Raw genomic sequence first — 18,129 nt, 5'->3', positions numbered from 1 at the left:
AATTTTGTCGATGGAGTAATGGGCATCCTGGGAATAGTAAACGATTCCCCCCGGCATTAACTCCCGAGCCAAAAATAGACCATAGTGGTTGCCTTCTGTGCCGCCATTGGTGATATACCCCCAGGTGCTTCCCGGTGGAGCTTGAGTCAGTTCTTGAAAGATTTCTAACAGCTCACACTCAAAGGCATGAGTGTTGAGATGATAATTACTGGCGAGGAAGGGATCACCGACGTTGTTGAGGGGATATTGCAGAAATTTGTAGAGCAGAGAGTAATCAAAGATGCCATTACAGGGATACCCCAAAAATAGCTTTGATTCTTCCTGAATTTCGCAAAAGAACTGCTCTAATCGTTCTTGATCAGTTGCGGATAATGAATATTTGGAGAGCCATTGCGATCTCATAGATGTAGTTCATCCAACTATCGTCACAGAGCCAAGGATCTGTCCTATTACTGATTGGCATCATGCGTTAGATCCTGAACTCAATATCTGAGAGAGATATACACCAAATATAGCCTTCCGACTCTTGATTGGATCTGGTACCAGATATAGTTGAGATTTCAAAGATAACGGAGTGCTGAAATTATCTATGCCTTGAAGGAAATTATCAGGAGTGTATCGTCAATGTGCTGTGCGACATCCAGCGGTGGGCAAGGAAACAGGCCAAACCTCCTATATTGAACGTTTCAACTGCACGATGCGTCAGCGAGTGTCTCGTTTAGTTCGCAAGACACTGTCGTTTTCGAAAAGGCTGGAAAATCATATCGGAGCGATTCGGATGTTTGTCCACTACTACTATGTATCCTTACTGGACTAGGCTCACCAGTTCAGAATATTGAGGTTCGCAAAAAAAATAGACAGTCATTTGCTTGATTCGCTGTAAGCAATAAGAAGAAGGGTTTTTAGATGGATCTAGAAAGAACTTGTGTGAAATCCAAGAGCACCTTCTTTACGCTCTGAAGCACACGGTTTACCCCGAGACTCTTTACAGGTGATTTCATAAAGTGGTACGCCAGTAATAGGCGTAAATATTACCCGTAAAAAAGGAAGGGTATTATGACTGCACATAATTGGATATTTCCTGCTTTGCTAGTAGCAATAGTGGCAATCATTTTTTTGCTTCGGCAGATCATTCTCACGGAACGAGTTGAGCGACAGGTTCTGAATGAAGCCAAAAGCAAAATTACATCACTCACCAGACAACAGGAGGAATGGCTAGAGAACATCCAAAAGACTCAGGAGAAGCTGGTCATGATGTTTTTGGCTTTGGAAGAGACGAAGAAAGAAGCTGGACTATTACCGCTGACGGGTGATGGTGTATCGGATCAGCTCAATTCTAAATTGTGGGCCTCTTCTGCTAAAAAATTGCTAAAAAACACCTAAAATGGCGTTAGCAAGGTGGTCTCTGTCGGATAGAAGCCGATTTGCTATGCAATCACAATGGGCTGCTGCTGAGCCTTTGATGTTTGGGGATGATGAGATATAGCGTGTCCAATGATTGAACTCTGCTTATATCCCATATTCTTTAACTCTTCGAGACACTTTGCCGAGCGTTCTCGTGGGACTGCTGATAATAATCCTCCCGAGGTTTGGGGGTCAAATAGCAGGGGCCATAGGGGATGGGCTTGGACCTGAGATGAGTTGACAACCCAATTCTCAGCTTTTAAGTTTTGGGGGTATAAAGAGCTGTGGATATTTTGGCTCAGCAGTTCAGGTACTCCTGCCATAATGGGGACTGTAGCCAGGTCTAACTGGACCTGAATGGGGGAAGATCGCAGCATCTCTGATAGATGTCCGACCAGTCCAAACCCAGTGATATCCGTACAGGCAGTCGCTTGATGCGCTAAAAAACATTGGGCAGCCGCTTGGTTCGATTGCAACATAGACTGCAGGGCCGCATCAATCCAAACATTCCGTGCCTGCTGGCGCATGGCCGCGGCAAAGATCACTCCTGTGCCTAACGGCTTGGTCAGAATGAGGGCCTGATCCGGTTGAATGCCTTGCTTTAGCAGGATGCGATCGCGATCCACTAACCCATTACAGGCGAGACCAAACGCCAGCTCTGCGCCCTCTGTCGTGTGTCCCCCGACTAGCTCAGCCCCAGCTTGCTGCAAGACTTTTGTGGCCCCTGCAAGCAGGTGATAGAGGGTTTCTGTTAGGACTTGATCCGTCCCATAGGGCAACGTTGCCATTGCCAAGGCAGACTGCGGCGTTGCCCCCATGGCAAACAGATCGCTGAGGCTATGGTGGGCAGCGATTTGACCAAAAATAAAGGGGTCATTGATGAGGCTACGAAAGTAATCCAGGGTATGAACCATCACCTGATGGTTCGGCACATCGACCACTGCTGCATCATCGACTCCCCCTAATCCCACCAAAATATCCTGTCGCCGGGGAGGATACGCTTGGCGCAGGCGGGATAAGGTTTGGTCTAGAACAGAACTTCCTACCTTGGACCCGCAGCCTGCACATTGCATGGGAGGTGAAGCGTCCGATAAGGGTTCCGAATCAACCCCCATCATTGGTAATTTGCGAAACTGGTCCATAAACTTGCGATCGATGGCATCTTTCCACCGCCATAACCAAGCGGATTCATTCCCCAGCGGTAATCCTCCCCAAGACATAATCGCTTTGCGATCGCCCGTACTAATCAGGCTCAGAAACTTTGATTGGGGGTGATAGGTTTGTAGCGATTCACCTTGTAAGAATCGCCGCAAATTTTCTGCCAAAGGCTTGCCCTGCCGGACCGCAAATACCCCAGCCTTGGGGCGGGGGGAGGCCACCATTGCCGCAATATCCCCTGCCGCAAAAATGTGAGAATGAGACAGGGACTGCAACGTCGGACCGACCTGAATAAATCCTCGCTTATCGGTGGCGAGACCGGATTGGTGGGGCCATAACGGGGCGGAGGCTCTCGTTACCCAAAAAATCGTATCACACTCAACTTGTAATCCAGACTCACACAGAATGTTGCCTTTTTGCACCTGCAATACGGTTTCTTTTAGGTGTAAATTGATTTCTTTTTCAGTGAGGATTTGTTGAAAGCGATCTCGAATTCGCGCATTGTGCCCCGTCATCACCCGCGCCCCTCGGTGAAATAGGTGCAGCGTTAGGTTCGACAAGGGCTGTCCTGCCATTTGCAAGATTTGCTGGAGTTTATGCTGAATCGTGAGCACCAGCTCTACCCCACCCGCTCCGCCCCCCACCACGCCGATGCGAATCGGTTGTTCAGGATGCTGCGTCACCCGCTCAATTACCTGCTGCCACTGCTGTAAGAAAAATCGCCAGGGTTTCACCGGGACGCTATAGTCCAACACGCCAGGAATCTCTGGCAGTTCCGGTGTACTGCCAATATCAATCGACAACACATCAAAACGGACAGGAGGATGACCTGCGCAGCGCACTTGATTCCGGTCTAAATCCAGACCTGTTGCCCGATCCACATAGAGTTGGGCTTGGGCCGCTGTTGCCAACCGGCGCAAATCAATATGACAGTCTTCATAGGTGTAGTGACCGGCCACATGTCCCGGTAACATTCCAGAATAAGGGGTATTGGACTGTTCACTGATCAGGGTGATGCGGACATTGGGCAAGGGCTGCATGGCAAAGTTGCGGAGTGCGATCGCATGGCTATGCCCTCCCCCAATCAGCACTAACTCTTGAACAATCGGCTCTGGACTCTTCACAAACGATTTATATATTGAGCAATAGTGTTGATGGTACTCTTTCTATCCTCAACCAACCTGAGACGCACCTGAAAATGCTTTAAACATACTTGTGCTGGCAACAGTTCTTGAGTGGATGCAGGAGGGAGAAAGCCTCAGAGATGGATAAGCTGGTGCAATTCAACCTGTAGAATCAATATTCAGTATTTTTTCGAATGGCAGGAATAAAAATAGTGCCGACAATAGGTAATATCTTGGGGAACCTTATTTTCTACTCGCAACAATCACGCTGTGTCGTTTCCAACCCAAGGGACATTCTGCTATCTGAGCTTGGACTAAGGCAAGACTTAACCTGAATATGACCACCTCTCCTACCCTTTCTACCTCACTATCCAACCCCTGCACATTTGATTCCGAAGCAGCTCAGCCAGCGGTAAGTGATTTAGGGATAGGAATCATTGCACCGAATGGTCAAATCCAACAAGCCAACCAAACCTTCTGTGATCTCATCAACATCCCCCACCATGATCTGATGGGTTGTCACTATCAAACAAATCCACACCTTAAGCACTTAAATCAATTCTCAATCCAATTCCAGAAATTATTCAAAGGCGAGCTTGAAATCTTCCACTTTGAAATTAACCATCAAACCCTTTATGGACAAAGGCTATGCTTGTACACGGCCCTCCCGGTTCGTGGTCTCACTCCCCGACACCACAGTCTATGCCTGAAGGTTCAACCGATCTTGCTGGATCAGGATTTACAACATTCCACTTTGTTAGTGCGGTCGTTAGCGGCGGAAGCAGCCAATGATGGGATTCTTATTGCCGATGCAACTGCCCCTGAATTTCCCATCATCTATGCCAGTGAGGGGTTTTATCGATTCACGGGATATCAACCAGATGAGGTTATCGGTCAAAACAGTCGATTTCTACAAGGCTCCAAGACAAATCCAGATACCATCCTTCAGATTCGCCAAGCGCTTCATGCCCAGCAACCCTTTGAAGGAGAAATCCTTAACTATCTGAAAACAGGGGAGTCCTTCTGGAATTTACTGCGGATTAGGCCCTTAACCAATGCGAAAGGTGAGGTTGAATATTTCGTTGGTATCCAAACCAACATCACCCAGCAAAAGCAAACTGAAGAACGACTTCGGCAATATGAATCAATTTTTAACTCTGCCAGCAGTTATATGGCCCTGGTAGATACAAACTACATATATTTAGCCGCAAATTCTCAGTATTCAAATAAATTCAACAAACTGACCCAAGATATTGCTGGGCAGCACATCGCTGACATCCATGGTCAACGCTTTTTTGCTGAAACCATGAAACCCACCTTAGACCGTTGCTTCACTGGGGAGAAAATTCGTCAGCAAGATTGGTTCCCCACCCTCGATCAGACCTGCTATTTTGATATCGAATATGTCCCTTATCGAGATCAACAAGGCACGATTATCGGTGCAGCCATTTCTTCTCGAGACATCACACGCCTGAAAGAGACTGAAGATGCGTTGCGAGAAAGCCAACAAAGATTTCAAGACTTTGCTGCGATAGGGGCAGATCTGTTCTGGGAAACAAACGCAGACCTACGGTTCACCTATCTTTCCGAACAACATGCGTCCCTGACTGGTTTTCCGATATCGGAGTGGTTGGGTCGCTCTTGTTTGGACTTTTATTCGACCTCAAAAACAGTTGACCGCAAGCAACTCAACGTTCTCTTAGAATCGCTAGAAGCGTTCGATATTGAATTTGAATGTGAGCATGCGGATGGGACGACCCGCATTCTTCGCAGTATGGGTAAACCCGTCTTTAGTCCCCAAGGATTTTTCTGCGGATACCGCGGGATTGGCCGGGACATTACCGAGGCACAAATTTTATCCAAACAGTTAAGGTATCAGGCTACCCATGACGCGCTCACTGGGTTGGTCAATCGCAATGAGTTTGAGAATCGGCTTAGCTATGTCTTGGACCAAATTCAATCTATTCCGGCTGATCATGCCCTCTGCTTTCTTGACCTTGACCAATTCAAAATTGTTAATGATACCGTGGGGCATTTAGCAGGAGATGTGCTTCTAGAGCAGGTTGCGGATGTATTACAATCCAATATCCGTCAAACAGATATTTTAAGTCGCCTTGGTGGGGACGAGTTTGGTCTATTTCTGGAAAATTGCTCCTTAGAAAATGCCCGTATTGTGACGGAGAAGATCGTTTCAGAGATTTCTCGTTTTCGGTTTGTGTGGGAAGGGCAACTCTTCAAAATTGGGGTCAGTATTGGCGTTGTGCCCATTACATCTAATACCACTGACCTAGCAAAACTGTTTGCGAAAGCGGATGTTGCCTGTTACTCCGCCAAAAATATGGGACGGAACCGAGTGCATTTTTATCATGCCAAGGCTCAAGACGTTGCCGAACACCACTGCAAGTTAATGCAGGTATCAACGATTCGCCAAGCCCTAGAAGAAAATCGTTTTCGCCTCTTTTATCAACCCATTGTGCCTCTCGATATAGAAGCTAATATTCCCACTTGCTATGAAATCCTCCTACGACTGCAAGATTCGCAAGGCAAAATACTGTCTCCGGGTAGTTTTATCCCTGCTGCAGAACGTTATGGATTGATGCTAGAAATCGATAAGTGGGTGATCAAGAATGTGTTGTATAAGTATGGGAAGCATTTTCAGCACCAAGACAACACTCATATTGCTATCAACTTATCGGGAAGTTCTCTGAATGATGACGCGCTTCTAGTGTTTGTGCAGGAGCAACTTGAACAGACTCAGTTGGAGGCGCAGAAAATTTGTTTCGAAATTACTGAAACGGTTGCCATCAGTAACTTTAAGCAAGCAATCAAATTTATTGAGAAGATGAAAGAATTGGGTTGCCAGTTTGCTTTGGATGATTTTGGCAGTGGCTTCTCTTCATTCTCCTATCTCAAGCGCTTTCCCGTTGATTATCTGAAAATTGATGGCAGTTTGGTCAAAGATATTGTCAAGGATTCAACCCACCAAGTTATGGTATCCGCTATTAACCAAATTTGCCGGACAATGGGCATTAAAACGATTGCAGAGTTTGTTGAGAATGGCGACACAATTGTTGCCTTAGAAGCAATCGGGGTGGACTACTTACAAGGCTATGCCCTTGGGAAGCCCCAGCCATTGGTATTCCACTAAGTCATCTATTTACAGACTAGACAATCCAGGCATGATGCTCTTGACATTAATGGAAGCCAAAAGGGAGGCCATCCCCCTGAGTAGACTGATCTTCTGTCTTTCTGCATAGCACTTGGTGTGATTGCTGAGTAGACAATAATATTGCCCTTGCCAGTTTTTTTTAGGTGCTCTGGTTATTTCCTGCGCGCTTCAGTATCTGAACATACAGTTTGGGGATATCAAGTTGCCAGTAAGATACCCTAAAGCTTTTCACTGTTAGTGGGGGAGCCGTGCGATTCGATACCTATGATCCAGAGCAATTCTACGATGAGCTCTTTCTGAGCCAGCATCACCCTCGCCCTCAGGGTCAAATTTTAGTGGACAAGATTCATGGTTTGCCCGAGGGAGAGTTGCTTCAACGGCAACGGGCTGCCCAGGAGGCCTTGTGTAAATTAGGGGCAACCTTTAATGTCTATGGAGAAACGGAAGGCAGTGAGCGAATTTTTCCCTTTGATGTCATTCCTCGGGTTATTTCTGCACAAGACTGGCAGTATCTGGAACAGGGCCTTAAACAACGCATTCATGCATTGAACTTATTTATTGGGGATATTTACCACGACCAAAAAATTCTTAAAGACCAGGTTATCCCTGCAGAGCTGATTCGCTCTGCTACAGGATATTTATCGCCCTGTTTGGGCTTAAATCCCGCCAAAGGGGTCTGGTGCCACATTACAGGCACTGATTTGGTACGAGACCGGGACGGTCAGTGGTATGTCCTCGAAGATAACCTCCGCTGTCCATCGGGGATTTCCTACGTGCTGGAAAATCGGCAGGTAATGAAAAGTACGTTTCCCCAAATTTTTAAGGAAATTCCCATCCAACCTGTGGATGAATATCCCAGCCATTTATTGGCAACCCTCATGCACTTGGCGCCTGGCAACATTAGTCGCCCCACTGTGGTTGTCCTCACTCCTGGCATTTATAATTCTGCGTATTTTGAGCATTCCTATCTGGCGCAGCAAATGGGAATTAAGCTGGTGGAAGGTCGCGATCTAGTGGTGGTAGATGGCTATCTACAAATGAAAACTACGAAAGGGTTACAACAGGTAGATGTGGTCTATCGCCGCCTAGATGACGATTTTATGGATCCGATGGCTTTTCGGCCTGAGTCTCAATTAGGGATTCCTGGCTTGATGGACGTTTATCGGGCTGGACGAGTTGCGATCGCAAATGCCCCCGGTACAGGTGTCGCTGACGATAAAGTCATCTATGCCTATGTCCCTGACATGATCAAATATTACCTAGGCGAAGATCCCATTTTGGCCAACGTGCCCACCTACTTGTGCTGGGAGGATCAGCAGCTACAGCATGTCTTAGCTAACTTGGAACAACTGGTCGTCAAATCCGCTAATGAATCTGGGGGATATGGCATGTTAGTCGGTCCCCAGTCCACCGAGGCAGACCGTCAGGAGTTTGCCCAACGCATTCGTGCCAATCCCCGCAACTACATTGCTCAACCCACCCTTTGCCTCTCTCGAGTCCCTACGATATTGGGGGATGAATTCTCTGGGTGCCATGTCGATTTGCGTCCCTATATTCTCTACGGTCAGGACATTTACGTCCATCCTGGCGGATTGACCAGAGTCGCCTTGAAGAAGGGCTCTCTCGTCGTAAATTCGTCGCAGGGGGGAGGAAGTAAAGATACATGGGTGTTATGTCAGGAATAAAATGCTGAGTCGTGTCGCAGATTCAATCTATTGGCTCAATCGCTATATTGAGCGAGCTGAAAATGTTGCTCGGTTTTTAGAGGTCAATCTCAACTTAATTTTGGACCTCCCGACTCGTGTTCAGCAGCAGTGGCAACCCCTAGTTGCAACAACGGGAGACAAAGCCTTCTTTGAGCAGCACTACGGTGACGCGACGGCTGAGAATGTTATTCAGTTTCTCACCTTTGATCGCCAATATCCCAATTCATTAATCTCTTGCTTACAGCGAGCCAGGGAGAATGCTCGATCGGTTCGAGAAGTGATTTCCACTGAAATGTGGCAACAGGTCAACGCCTTTTATTTACTCGTCTCTAACACTGCTGAGGACTTGGCCCTAGCCGATCTTAACCAATTTCTGGAGGAAGTCCGCAAGGCCAGTCATCTGTTTGCAGGGGTGATGGATGCCACCATCACCCACAATGAAGGTTGGCATTTTGGTCAAATGGGTCGCCTGTTAGAACGGGCCGACAAGACCTCCCGCATTCTTGATGTCAAATACTTTATTCTGCTTCCTTCCGTTGAAGATGTCGGCACCCCCATTGATGAATTGGGGTGGATCGCATTATTAAAGTCTACAAGCGCTTATGAGATGTATCGAAAGCGTAGTAGGCGGCATTTAATCACCCCAGCAGAGGTGGCTGATTTCCTGATTCTAGATGCGGAATTTCCCCGATCGATCCGGTTCTGTCTGATCCAAGTTGAGCGCTCTCTCCATCTCATCTCGGGTAGCCCCATCGGCACCTGGCATAATCCTGCAGAACGGTCTATTGGCCGCTTACGGTCAGAATTGGAGTATCTTACCGTTGAAGACATCATTGAGGGAGGCATGCATCAATTCCTAGATCGCTTACAGAAGCAAATGAATCAAGTTGATCAGGAGATCTTTAAAACCTTTTTGGATCTCGGTCCGGTTCACGCTGATGCTCAACGCCAATCTCAATTATAATCCCTGTGGATTTCACCATCGTTCATTCCACTACTTACACCTATGCTCAAGCTGTAACGCTTGGTCCTCACCTTTTGCGACTGCGTCCTCGCAGCACAGAAGAGCAGCAGGTCCGTGGCTTTCATCTACAAATTAGCCCAGAGCCAGTGGGGCTAACGCACAAGCTAGATGCAGAAGGGAATAATGTGGCTCGTTGCTGGTGGTCTGAAACACCGTTGGCTACCCTTGAAGTTACTGCCACCTCCCAAGTGGTGACAACATGCACCAACCCCTTCCAGTTTTTGCTGGAACCCTGGGCCACCCACTTCCCCATTGACTACCCCAATTCCCTCAAGACCATCCTGTATCCATACCTCAACTCTGATCTGGATGCTGTTGCCACCCAGCTCGCGCAAGAGCTTGCGATCGCAGTAGATAGCAATATCATTGACTTCCTCACTCAACTGAATTTACGTATTAATCAAACCTGTCAATATCAAGCCCGTGAACGGGGCCACCCTCAACCCCCTTGGCTGACTTGGCAACAAAAACAGGGCACCTGCCGGGACTTTGTTTGGCTTTTTATGGCCGCTTGCCGAGGCATGGGGTTAGCCACGCGCTTTGTTAGTGGGTATGAAGCGGGCGATCCGAGTCAAGCGCAAACGCTACATGCCTGGGCTGAAGTCTATTTACCCGGTGCGGGCTGGCGAGGATATGATCCGACGATGGGTTTAGTGGTCTGTGATCGCCATGTTGCTGCAGTCGCCAGTGCCTGGCCCCAACAGACCCAACCCATCTTAGGCAGCCTACGAGGGGGAATAAGTAGTCCTATTCCCACCCATACGGTCTCTGTTCATAGCTCAGCGACAAGACATCCATTGGCGGAAAAGAGGAGCACTGCGATCCATAATCACTAGTGTCCAAAAATTCTACGATCCTCCCTCGCTTTCGTCAGGATACCAGGTAAACAAACGGGCAACCGCTTGGATAACAATGCCCAAAAATTGCTGACTGCTTTCAAGCGGGCGGATCAACCCTCATCTGCTGGCTGTTGATCCAGGGGGAGTTGGTTTTCACCATCAGCCCGTTGAGCCCCCGGTTGCCCATTCTCGATTTGAAAAGAGGCTAGCGTGCGTAGGGGTGCCCCCGGTTCCTCCACCTGATCCACCACTCGGAAATGGGCAATCCACCGATCGGGAGTCACCTTACAAACCACATACCCTCGATATCGGCTCTCAAAGAACTTAATGTGGGGATTGCTTTTCAACGCTAGCGTAAACAAATCTGGATTGGGACCGCCTGAGCTGATTGAGGTGCCGACAAATTCGGTGGCTAAGACCGGCGATTGGGGATCTTGAAAATCTGCTTTCAAATCCGTTACCCAAAAGGAATGAATGTCTCCCCCGATCACGACGGGGTTAGCGGGTTGATACTGCGCAATGCCTTCAAAAATGCGATCGCGCGTCGCAGCATATCCATCCCATCCATCTGACCAATGACCGACCCAGGATTTCACACCTTGTTTGAGTTCTGCCATCAACATTTGCTGAGCGATGACGGTCCATTTCGTGGAGGCGTCTGCTAAACCTTGCAAAAGCCATCTTTCCTGCTCAAACCCCAATAAGGATCGTTTTGGATCCAGGCGTTCTTCACAGTTGAAGACCACTTGGCCGCCGCCTTTGCCATTTTGATCACAGGCTTGGTCATCTCGATATTGGCGGGTGTCCAAGCAGTGAAACTCAGCCAAGTCACCAAAGGCAAACCGTCGGTATAGCTGTAGATTCTGGTCCTGGGGCTGGGCAGTCGGTCGTAACGGTAAATGCTCATAATAGGCTTGATAAGCCGCTTGCCGTCGCTGCCGAAACATGGCTGGGTCGGCAAAGTCCTGGGATTTGTCCTTGGCATAATCATTTTCAACTTCATGATCATCCCAAATACAAATAAATGGGAACGCCGCATGAGCCGCTTGGAGCTGTGGATCGCTTTTATATAGGGCATAGCGCCATCGATAGGTGGCTAGATCAACCGGATTGGGACCGACATGTTGTCGGGGACGGCTAGACCGGGGATCTCCTTCATAAATGTAGTCTCCCAGATGCAGCACTAAGTCTAAGTCTTCCTGGGCGAGGTGCTGATAAGCCGTGTAAAAGCCATGCTCATAGTTTTGGCAAGAGACATAGGCAAACTTCAGGGATGCTATCCGCGCTCCAGGGGCAGGCAGGGTGCGAGTTCGACCCATGGGACTGGTGGTTTCTCCCACTTGAAATTGGTACCAGTACCATTGCCCCGGTGATAAGTTCTCCACCACAACATGGACCGCATGCCCCCACCTGGGGTCGGCCTGGACCGTCCCTTGTTGAACGACCTGCTCCATCTGGGCATCAACAGCAATCTTCCACTGAACCGGAATTGAGACAGCAGGCATCGGTTGTCCAGACAGGGGATCGGGGGCAATCCGAGTCCACAGCACAACACTGGTGGCGTCTGGGTCACCGGAAGCGACCCCCAAACTAAAGGGATAAGCAGAAAACCGGGGCTGTGCTAGTATTTGCTGCTGGTGATCAGTCCAGAGGACCCACCCCATCGCGCCCCCCGTCGTCAACAAAAATTGCCTGCGATTAACCATGGTTGCATCTCACGGGTTCAAAGTGGGCTGCGAACCGTTGGATTAGAGGTTAGCCCAGTATCTATTGTAGATGCCCCTTAGATCGAACAGGCTTCTGAACTATCTTCTTCCTCGAAGATAAAAGGCGTAATGTGCTCTGGATTCTCTTTGAATAGCGTTGCCAATAGAAAGCTCGCAATTGTCCAGGTCTGATATTTGCGAGACGATTTCCCCACCAAACGACCATTCTTGCCATCGTAATATTCGGGCCATTCGTCTTCTTCAAATCGATAGGATGCGATCATCCAAGCTTGTTCGCCTAATTTTTGACGTTTGGTTTTGATTGCCGCCGCCATTAACATCCACAGTAAGACAGGCCAACTGCCGCCATTGTGATAGGACCAAGGCGTGTTTTTCGGATCCGATCCCGTAGTCATTTGCCACTCCAATCCTTCCACGGCTGGGAAACAAATTTTCATTGGCATCCGACCGACCAAATCATCCCATTGCAGTTCAATCAGATCCATAATTTGTTGGCTTTGAGTGGAGTCAGCGAGAGAAGTGATAACGGCCATAAGATTGCCCAGGGCAAAGAAGCGAAAATCCATCCGGCTCGGACCTAAATTTCCGGCTAAATATCCAGCCCAGTCAGGCATCCATTCCGTTAACCAATAGGGGATGGAATCGGGGTAAATATTAAACTTATTCATAACCGACTCCCCAAATTGGTCCCCCTTGTATCGGTGAATCTCATTCAGTTTCTCGAGGTCTAGCCAATAGTAATTACGAACTCGAAATAGGAGTGCATTCAGACGATCATTAATTTTGCGAATCCAGTCCTCGCCTGTCGGTGTGGGCGTCAATAATTCCCGCGCAGAGCGCAAGGCCCCGTAGAATAACGCTTGAATTTCCAATGGGTGACCATCGATGCCCATGCGGCGGTCAATCATACAGGCGGCATCGGGAACCAACAGGGTTGGTGACATCTCAAATTGAGGACTGAGACAAAGTTTAAGGATCAAATGTAATCCTTCCTGGAAGTCAGGTTGGGTGGCTAACGCTGTATCTCCTGAGGCTTTCACATAGACTCTTAGAAGAATCATCCACCACAAACAAGAATCAATCGGTGTCACTCGACCAATAGCATGGTCCCCAAAATCAGCACTGAGATATGGGCTGTCTGCTTGGGATTGCACCTTAAAACTGGCAGGCATCAGCCCCAAGGGGACTTCAAAGCAATCCACTCGCCGGACTTGCTTCTGTAACGCTAGGGTTTCTATCAAAAAGTTACGAACAATATCGTGCCGCTTCTGGAGTAAAAATACGAAGGCAGAGGGGATAAAATCCCTGACAAAGCATTGATCATAATTAAGGGCATCTGCTTCTGAATCCTGGGCGGCAATGGTGCCGACGGGTCGATTTTGGTAGTAAATAATGGCAGACTCATGGAGTTTTTCGGCCATTTGGATAATCGGTAATTCAGCCATGATGTTCCCCTAGACAAAGCTCAGATGGGAACATTGTTGTTCAGCGGCTGCTCCCATGCGATCGCCTTCAGGATACCCACAGAATTCCTCAGATTGAGAGCAATCGAGCAAAAATTAACTAGAGACAGCTTTGCAACGCTTGCTTAAGTTCTTGCGCATTTTGAAACCGATGATCAGGATGAGGATGGGTAACTCGTTCAATAACCGTTTTGATCGGCGAGGGAATACTAAAAATATTGGCGAGTTCAATACGGTAGCCATGACCCAAATTTTTGTAAAACTGTAAGGGACTTTGGCCGGTGATCAAAAAAAGAAGCGTCGCTCCAATCCCATAGAGATCGGACTGAATCGTCGGACGTCCCAAACCTTGCTCAGGGGCACTATATCCTTCCACCGCGATGCGGGTTCCAGGCACTAAGCTCACTTCTTTGACCGCACCAAAATCAATCACAAAAACCTGATTATCTCTATGCCGCACCAGAATGTTACCGGGTTTTAAGTCACGATGAATAATCGGTGGATTATGGTGATGGATATAGTCCAAGATGCCGCAGGTTTGAATCATCCACCGCAAGGCCTGCAGGGGAGGGAGTGGCCCCCGCTGGCTTACCCGTCGGTTCAGGTCCTGGCCATGAACCAATTCCATGACTAGGTACTGCTTCGCATTCTCAGTAAAAAAATCATATAAACGAGGGATTCCAGGATGATGAAGCGATCGCAACATGCGAGCCTCCCGTTTGAACAATTCCTGAGCTTTTGGAATGGCCTCCATATCCGCATTCATTTCCTTGAGCACCTGTAGCCGAGGTGTTTCACTCGAATCCTCCAGGGGCTGCACAAGAAACGTGGTCCCCATCCCTCCCATACCTAAGACTTTCAACACTCGATAGGGACCAATGGTTTGGAGGACATGCAGCGGTTGACCGCAGCGGATGCAAAAGAGATTGTCTGGGGAATTCCCCGTGTGTGAGCAGAATTGACTCTGAGATTGGGTGGACCCAACGGATTTTGAATTAACTTGATGCGGCACCTTGTACTGAAAGTGCAGAATCGGACCGGTTAAACCCAATTGAATAACGTCGTCGCTGGCCAGTTCTGCCTGGTGGGTCAACTTGCCATTGACAAAAGTGCCATTACTCCCCAGACTATTGAGCTGCCACGTCAAGGATGATTCACAGGGCTTAATAAGATGAAGTTCCAGATGATACCGAGAAACGAGAATATCTCTTAAAACAATGTGATTGTCAGAAGACCGCCCAATATTGATTTGCTGAGACGTTGTAAATAACCACTGACGGACCGGTAACTTGTTTTGGGGATCGAGAAGGGTGAGCGTAACCACATTGCAAACTCAAAGATTTCGGAAATTTGTGTAGAAAAGTTAGTTCACTGAGCGGATGAGACTGCTTGGGGGTGGACTCTCATCAAAATCGCTATCGCCGTAATGTTGTCATGGCCATTATGTTCATTGGCCAGGGCAACTAAGTTCGTCACCCCCTGTTGTAACGAAAGTTGAGTGTTCAACATCGGTAGCAAATGCTGATCGCAATAGGTTTCCAAGAGCTGATTATCAGTCAGCCCATCAGAGCAAATCAAAAATAGGGTATCTTCATTGACGGTCAAAAATTGGATATCCGGAACAAGGGCTTCGCTTTCCCTTGGACCTAGCGCCTGGGTTAACTGATAGGCATCGGGCCGAGCATAAGCGACTTCAGGGGCAACCCCTCGCTGGATCTCTCTTTGACCGACTTCATGGTCCACGGTTATCTGTTCCAATCCCTGTTGTTGGGTCAGACGGTATAGACGGCTATCGCCCACATGAGCAATATGAATGCGAGTGTCTTGGACTAAAGCCATGACTAAGGTTGTTCCCATGCGATTACTACCCGCTTTTTCCTCATTCACTTGGAATAAGGCATGGTTAGCCGCGTAAGTGGCTTCTTTCAAAATTTCGGCATCGGGCAAATCATCTTGCCAATGGCTCTGAAAATACTGCCTTAGGGTTTCCGCTGCCAAAGAACTGGCAACTTCTCCGCCTGCATGTCCACCCATGCCATCGCAAAGAATATAGAGCCCCCGCCCAGAGACGTGATGCTGGTTTGGGCTGATACATTGATTCACCTGCTCCTCGATCACGAAATAGTCTTCATTATGATGACGATCTCGCCCATCATCCGTTAGGCCAGCAGATCCCAGATCAACCAGTTTATTCGGCAAAATAAGGGTGGGTGCAGCTCCCCCACTCTCTAAGTCCAGTATCTGTGGCTTTTGGACGTCCTCGGCGGCAGCAGTCTTTAGCTGCTGATGCTGATCATTCAAGTAAACTTGGAGCTCTTCTGGGGTGACATCCCCTGCCGTTTGCAAGTGGGTGAGCAATGGATGTAGTTCGGTTGCTAGGGCAGCGCCCAGACCTTGTAATAAATCCAACCAAACATATCGTAAATCGTCCCAGACCGAAGACTGGGTAGGGGAATTCTCCCCACCAGATGTATACCCTTGAGAACCGACTGGCTCGGGCTCAAATATCAACTTTTGGAGACACAAAATTTGACCTTGGTCCACCCGCAAATTGTCGATATGAAGAACGCTAGGGGAACTGTTCCAAGGTGAACTCGCGATCACAAAGTTGAGGGTTTGCTGTAACCAATGCAGAACTTGCCCTGAGGTGATGGTGTTCCCCATGATCGTCTGCTTAAGGGTGGGTAATCCCATTCGATTCTCGAGCATAATGACAGACTGCTGCTCTGACTGCCAAGCATCGTGAATGTGGGGCAACAGCAAGGGAAACTGTTGTCTTAACGCTAAGTAAGGTTCTAGGACAACGGGAAAGGTTTGGGATTGGACTGCTAAAAAATCCGTAATGGTGCCCGGTTTGCCCATATCAGCAGGATGGGTTGTTCCCTGCAGTTGATCTAACATCACCGCCAATGGCGAAACATGGAGGGGTTGAGTGTCTAAAAGATTGAATTCATGGTGCCCAGGCTGGAGGGGATGTGGGCTGGGACAGGCAGATGTCGCTTCGATCAGACGATATCGTGGATTTTGGACCAGGAAACGTTGGATAACAGGGGCGATGGGAGCGGGGGCAGACGCCAAATTTCCTTTGGTTTCTGTGGTCTGGAGTAAGGCAATTTGAGGATCAGCTTGACCGACTTCTTCAACCGGATCTGGCGCTCCTGGGGGAGGATTCACTAATTTGTCAATGGTGTCAAGTAGTTCTTCCGTTGAAGGCTCTTCACTCAGCTCTACAGGAAATGTATCGGTGGGCTTTGAGGAAATTGTTTTGGATGGACGTTCTGGAGAATGGGAATAGCCGTCTGTGGGTGACTGCGCTGGCCCAACGTCGAGGGTGGTTAAGATGGTCCGCCAAATGGTTGCGGTTGGATGGGAACAGTGAGGGCAATGGGTTGCATCGAAATCCACAAAATGTCCACAATTTGCGCAGCTTTTTTGAGTCAGTGATGTGCCACATTGTTGACAAAATCGATGATCATCAATGTTGTGGTAATTGCACTGGGGACATTTAATCATCCTAAAAGGTCCGTATTCCTGTGGTTGCGGACAATGGCTATGGCAATGGTAGCGAGTTTTATAAGGTTTGCACTCCGCTAAAACACGTAAGTTACTGTTTAATCCGCTTAACGATATTGGCTGTTAGATATTCTTCATTAATATACAACTGCACCTTCTCCTCAGGTCGGAGAGATGAAATAGACAACACTCGTTATCGAGATTGGGAGCCTGGCATTAAAGGGGTAACCTCGTCAGAGATGCTAGCTGATGAATTTCTGCTGGAGAAAGATGACGCCACTGCCCCGGTTGCAAATCATCAAGCGCTAGATGTGCTATCGCAACCCGTACTAAGCGCAACGTGGGGAACCCGACCGCAGCTGTCATCCGTCGGACTTGACGGTTACGTCCTTCGCGGAGAACCATCTCTACCCAAGCCGTAGGAATGTGTTTCCGATAGCGGATGGGGGGAACCCGAGGTGGAAGTCGAGGCGGGCAAGATAGTAAAGATACCTGTGCTGGACGAGTGCGATAGCCGCGAATTACGACGCCTCCCCTGAGGTGTTGAAGGGCCTCGGCATCTGGGATATGCTCCACTTGAGCCCAATAGGTTCGAGGATGAGCAAACTGAGGATCGCACAAGCGATTTTGTAATCTCCCATTGCTAGTGAGTAGCAATAAGCCCTCACTGTCCCGGTCCAATCGGCCAACGGGATAAATGTCAGGAAGGGGAATAAATTCTTTTAAGGTTGGGTGTGACGTTTGTTGAGGGTCAGTAAACTGACTGAGTACCCCATAGGGCTTATTAAACAATATATATTCCCACGCCATTGACTTTATAAGATATCGATTGACAACAGCTTAATAGTTGCTGACGGAAAGCTCTTCAGCAATGCTTTTTCAATTTTTAAAGATCAAGAAACGATAACTATCCTTCTTAAGCCTCCGGTTTGACCGGAGGACTCGTAAGGTTTAACCTTCCCTGCGGTCATAGTCCTATCCCAAAACTTCGGGAGTTGCTAA

The 18,129-nt window shown here is 48.3% G+C and carries 11 protein-coding genes and 2 pseudogenes; 6 read left to right on the top strand and 7 right to left on the bottom strand.

Translation table 11 applies throughout. The annotated features are described in order from the left end of the window. Positions 1 to 402, bottom strand: a pseudogene (locus tag Q0991_RS14560) (histidine decarboxylase); the annotation flags it as partial. A 232-nt stretch (positions 403 to 634) separates the two neighbouring features. On the opposite strand from Q0991_RS14560, the pseudogene Q0991_RS14555 reads away from it, so the two are divergent. Then, positions 635 to 817 (top strand): annotated as a pseudogene (locus Q0991_RS14555) (IS1 family transposase); the annotation flags it as partial. A 239-nt stretch (positions 818 to 1,056) separates the two neighbouring features. Continuing rightward, positions 1,057 to 1,383 (top strand): hypothetical protein, encoded by a 327-nt coding sequence (locus Q0991_RS14550; protein ID WP_299489494.1) that lies wholly within the window; start codon positions 1,057 to 1,059, stop codon positions 1,381 to 1,383. A 44-nt stretch (positions 1,384 to 1,427) separates the two neighbouring features. Here Q0991_RS14550 and selD read toward each other — a convergent pair whose 3' ends face one another. Beyond that, a complete protein-coding gene (selD, locus tag Q0991_RS14545) occupies positions 1,428 to 3,686 on the bottom strand; it encodes a selenide, water dikinase SelD (protein WP_299489493.1) in 2,259 nt (752 codons plus the stop codon). A 337-nt stretch (positions 3,687 to 4,023) separates the two neighbouring features. On the opposite strand from selD, the gene Q0991_RS14540 reads away from it, so the two are divergent. The 4 genes from Q0991_RS14540 to Q0991_RS14525 all read left to right on the top strand — a co-directional run bounded on the left by Q0991_RS14540 (position 4,024) and on the right by Q0991_RS14525 (position 10,421). Continuing rightward, on the top strand, positions 4,024 to 6,834 hold the full coding sequence (locus tag Q0991_RS14540) for a bifunctional diguanylate cyclase/phosphodiesterase (RefSeq protein ID WP_299489492.1): 2,811 nt from the start codon (positions 4,024 to 4,026) through the stop codon (positions 6,832 to 6,834). Between the two features lie 269 nt (positions 6,835 to 7,103). Beyond that, the gene (locus tag Q0991_RS14535; RefSeq protein ID WP_299489491.1) at positions 7,104 to 8,540 is read left to right on the top strand and encodes a circularly permuted type 2 ATP-grasp protein; all 1,437 of its coding nucleotides are present in this window, start codon (positions 7,104 to 7,106) and stop codon (positions 8,538 to 8,540) included. Position 8,541: 1 nt separating this feature from the next. Continuing rightward, complete coding sequence (locus Q0991_RS14530; protein ID WP_299489490.1) at positions 8,542 to 9,525, top strand: alpha-E domain-containing protein; 984 nt, start codon at positions 8,542 to 8,544, stop codon at positions 9,523 to 9,525. A 5-nt stretch (positions 9,526 to 9,530) separates the two neighbouring features. Continuing rightward, complete coding sequence (locus Q0991_RS14525; protein WP_299489489.1) at positions 9,531 to 10,421, top strand: transglutaminase family protein; 891 nt, start codon at positions 9,531 to 9,533, stop codon at positions 10,419 to 10,421. 113 nt (positions 10,422 to 10,534) lie between these two features. Here the strand turns inward: Q0991_RS14525 and Q0991_RS14520 are convergent, their stop codons facing one another. The 5 genes from Q0991_RS14520 to Q0991_RS14500 all read right to left on the bottom strand — a co-directional run bounded on the left by Q0991_RS14520 (position 10,535) and on the right by Q0991_RS14500 (position 17,937). Continuing rightward, complete coding sequence (locus tag Q0991_RS14520; protein ID WP_299489488.1) at positions 10,535 to 12,130, bottom strand: alkaline phosphatase D family protein; 1,596 nt, start codon at positions 12,128 to 12,130, stop codon at positions 10,535 to 10,537. A gap of 77 nt (positions 12,131 to 12,207) precedes the next feature. Next, entirely contained in the window at positions 12,208 to 13,596 is a 1,389-nt protein-coding gene (locus Q0991_RS14515; protein ID WP_299489487.1) for a glycoside hydrolase 100 family protein, read from the bottom strand. A 118-nt stretch (positions 13,597 to 13,714) separates the two neighbouring features. Beyond that, positions 13,715 to 14,938, bottom strand: a complete 1,224-nt coding sequence (locus tag Q0991_RS14510; protein WP_299489486.1) for an FHA domain-containing serine/threonine-protein kinase — start codon at positions 14,936 to 14,938, stop codon at positions 13,715 to 13,717. 44 nt (positions 14,939 to 14,982) lie between these two features. Next, entirely contained in the window at positions 14,983 to 17,127 is a 2,145-nt protein-coding gene (locus Q0991_RS14505) for a serine/threonine phosphatase (protein WP_299489485.1), read from the bottom strand. A gap of 216 nt (positions 17,128 to 17,343) precedes the next feature. After that, the gene (locus Q0991_RS14500; RefSeq protein WP_299489484.1) at positions 17,344 to 17,937 is read right to left on the bottom strand and encodes a pseudouridine synthase; all 594 of its coding nucleotides are present in this window, start codon (positions 17,935 to 17,937) and stop codon (positions 17,344 to 17,346) included. Positions 17,938 to 18,129 lie beyond the last annotated feature (192 nt).

Source organism: Acaryochloris sp. IP29b_bin.137 (assembly GCF_028285745.1).
In the GTDB taxonomy this organism is placed as follows: Bacteria; Cyanobacteriota; Cyanobacteriia; order Thermosynechococcales; family Thermosynechococcaceae; genus Acaryochloris.
Note: the sequence above shows the minus strand (reverse complement) of the source record. Positions and strands in the feature narration are given on the sequence as shown.

What these genes read in the sequence shown, in the direction of transcription:
- Q0991_RS14550 (WP_299489494.1), top strand. Translation starts at nt 1,057, where the DNA reads ATGACTGCACATAATTGGATATTTCCTGCTTTGCTAGTAGCAATAGTG.
- Q0991_RS14540 (WP_299489492.1), top strand. Translation starts at nt 4,024, where the DNA reads ATGACCACCTCTCCTACCCTTTCTACCTCACTATCCAACCCCTGCACA.
- Q0991_RS14530 (WP_299489490.1), top strand. Translation starts at nt 8,542, where the DNA reads ATGCTGAGTCGTGTCGCAGATTCAATCTATTGGCTCAATCGCTATATT.
- Q0991_RS14520 (WP_299489488.1), bottom strand. Translation starts at nt 12,130, where the DNA reads ATGGTTAATCGCAGGCAATTTTTGTTGACGACGGGGGGCGCGATGGGG.
- Q0991_RS14515 (WP_299489487.1), bottom strand. Translation starts at nt 13,596, where the DNA reads ATGGCTGAATTACCGATTATCCAAATGGCCGAAAAACTCCATGAGTCT.
- Q0991_RS14505 (WP_299489485.1), bottom strand. Translation starts at nt 17,127, where the DNA reads ATGATTAAATGTCCCCAGTGCAATTACCACAACATTGATGATCATCGA.
- Q0991_RS14500 (WP_299489484.1), bottom strand. Translation starts at nt 17,937, where the DNA reads ATGGCGTGGGAATATATATTGTTTAATAAGCCCTATGGGGTACTCAGT.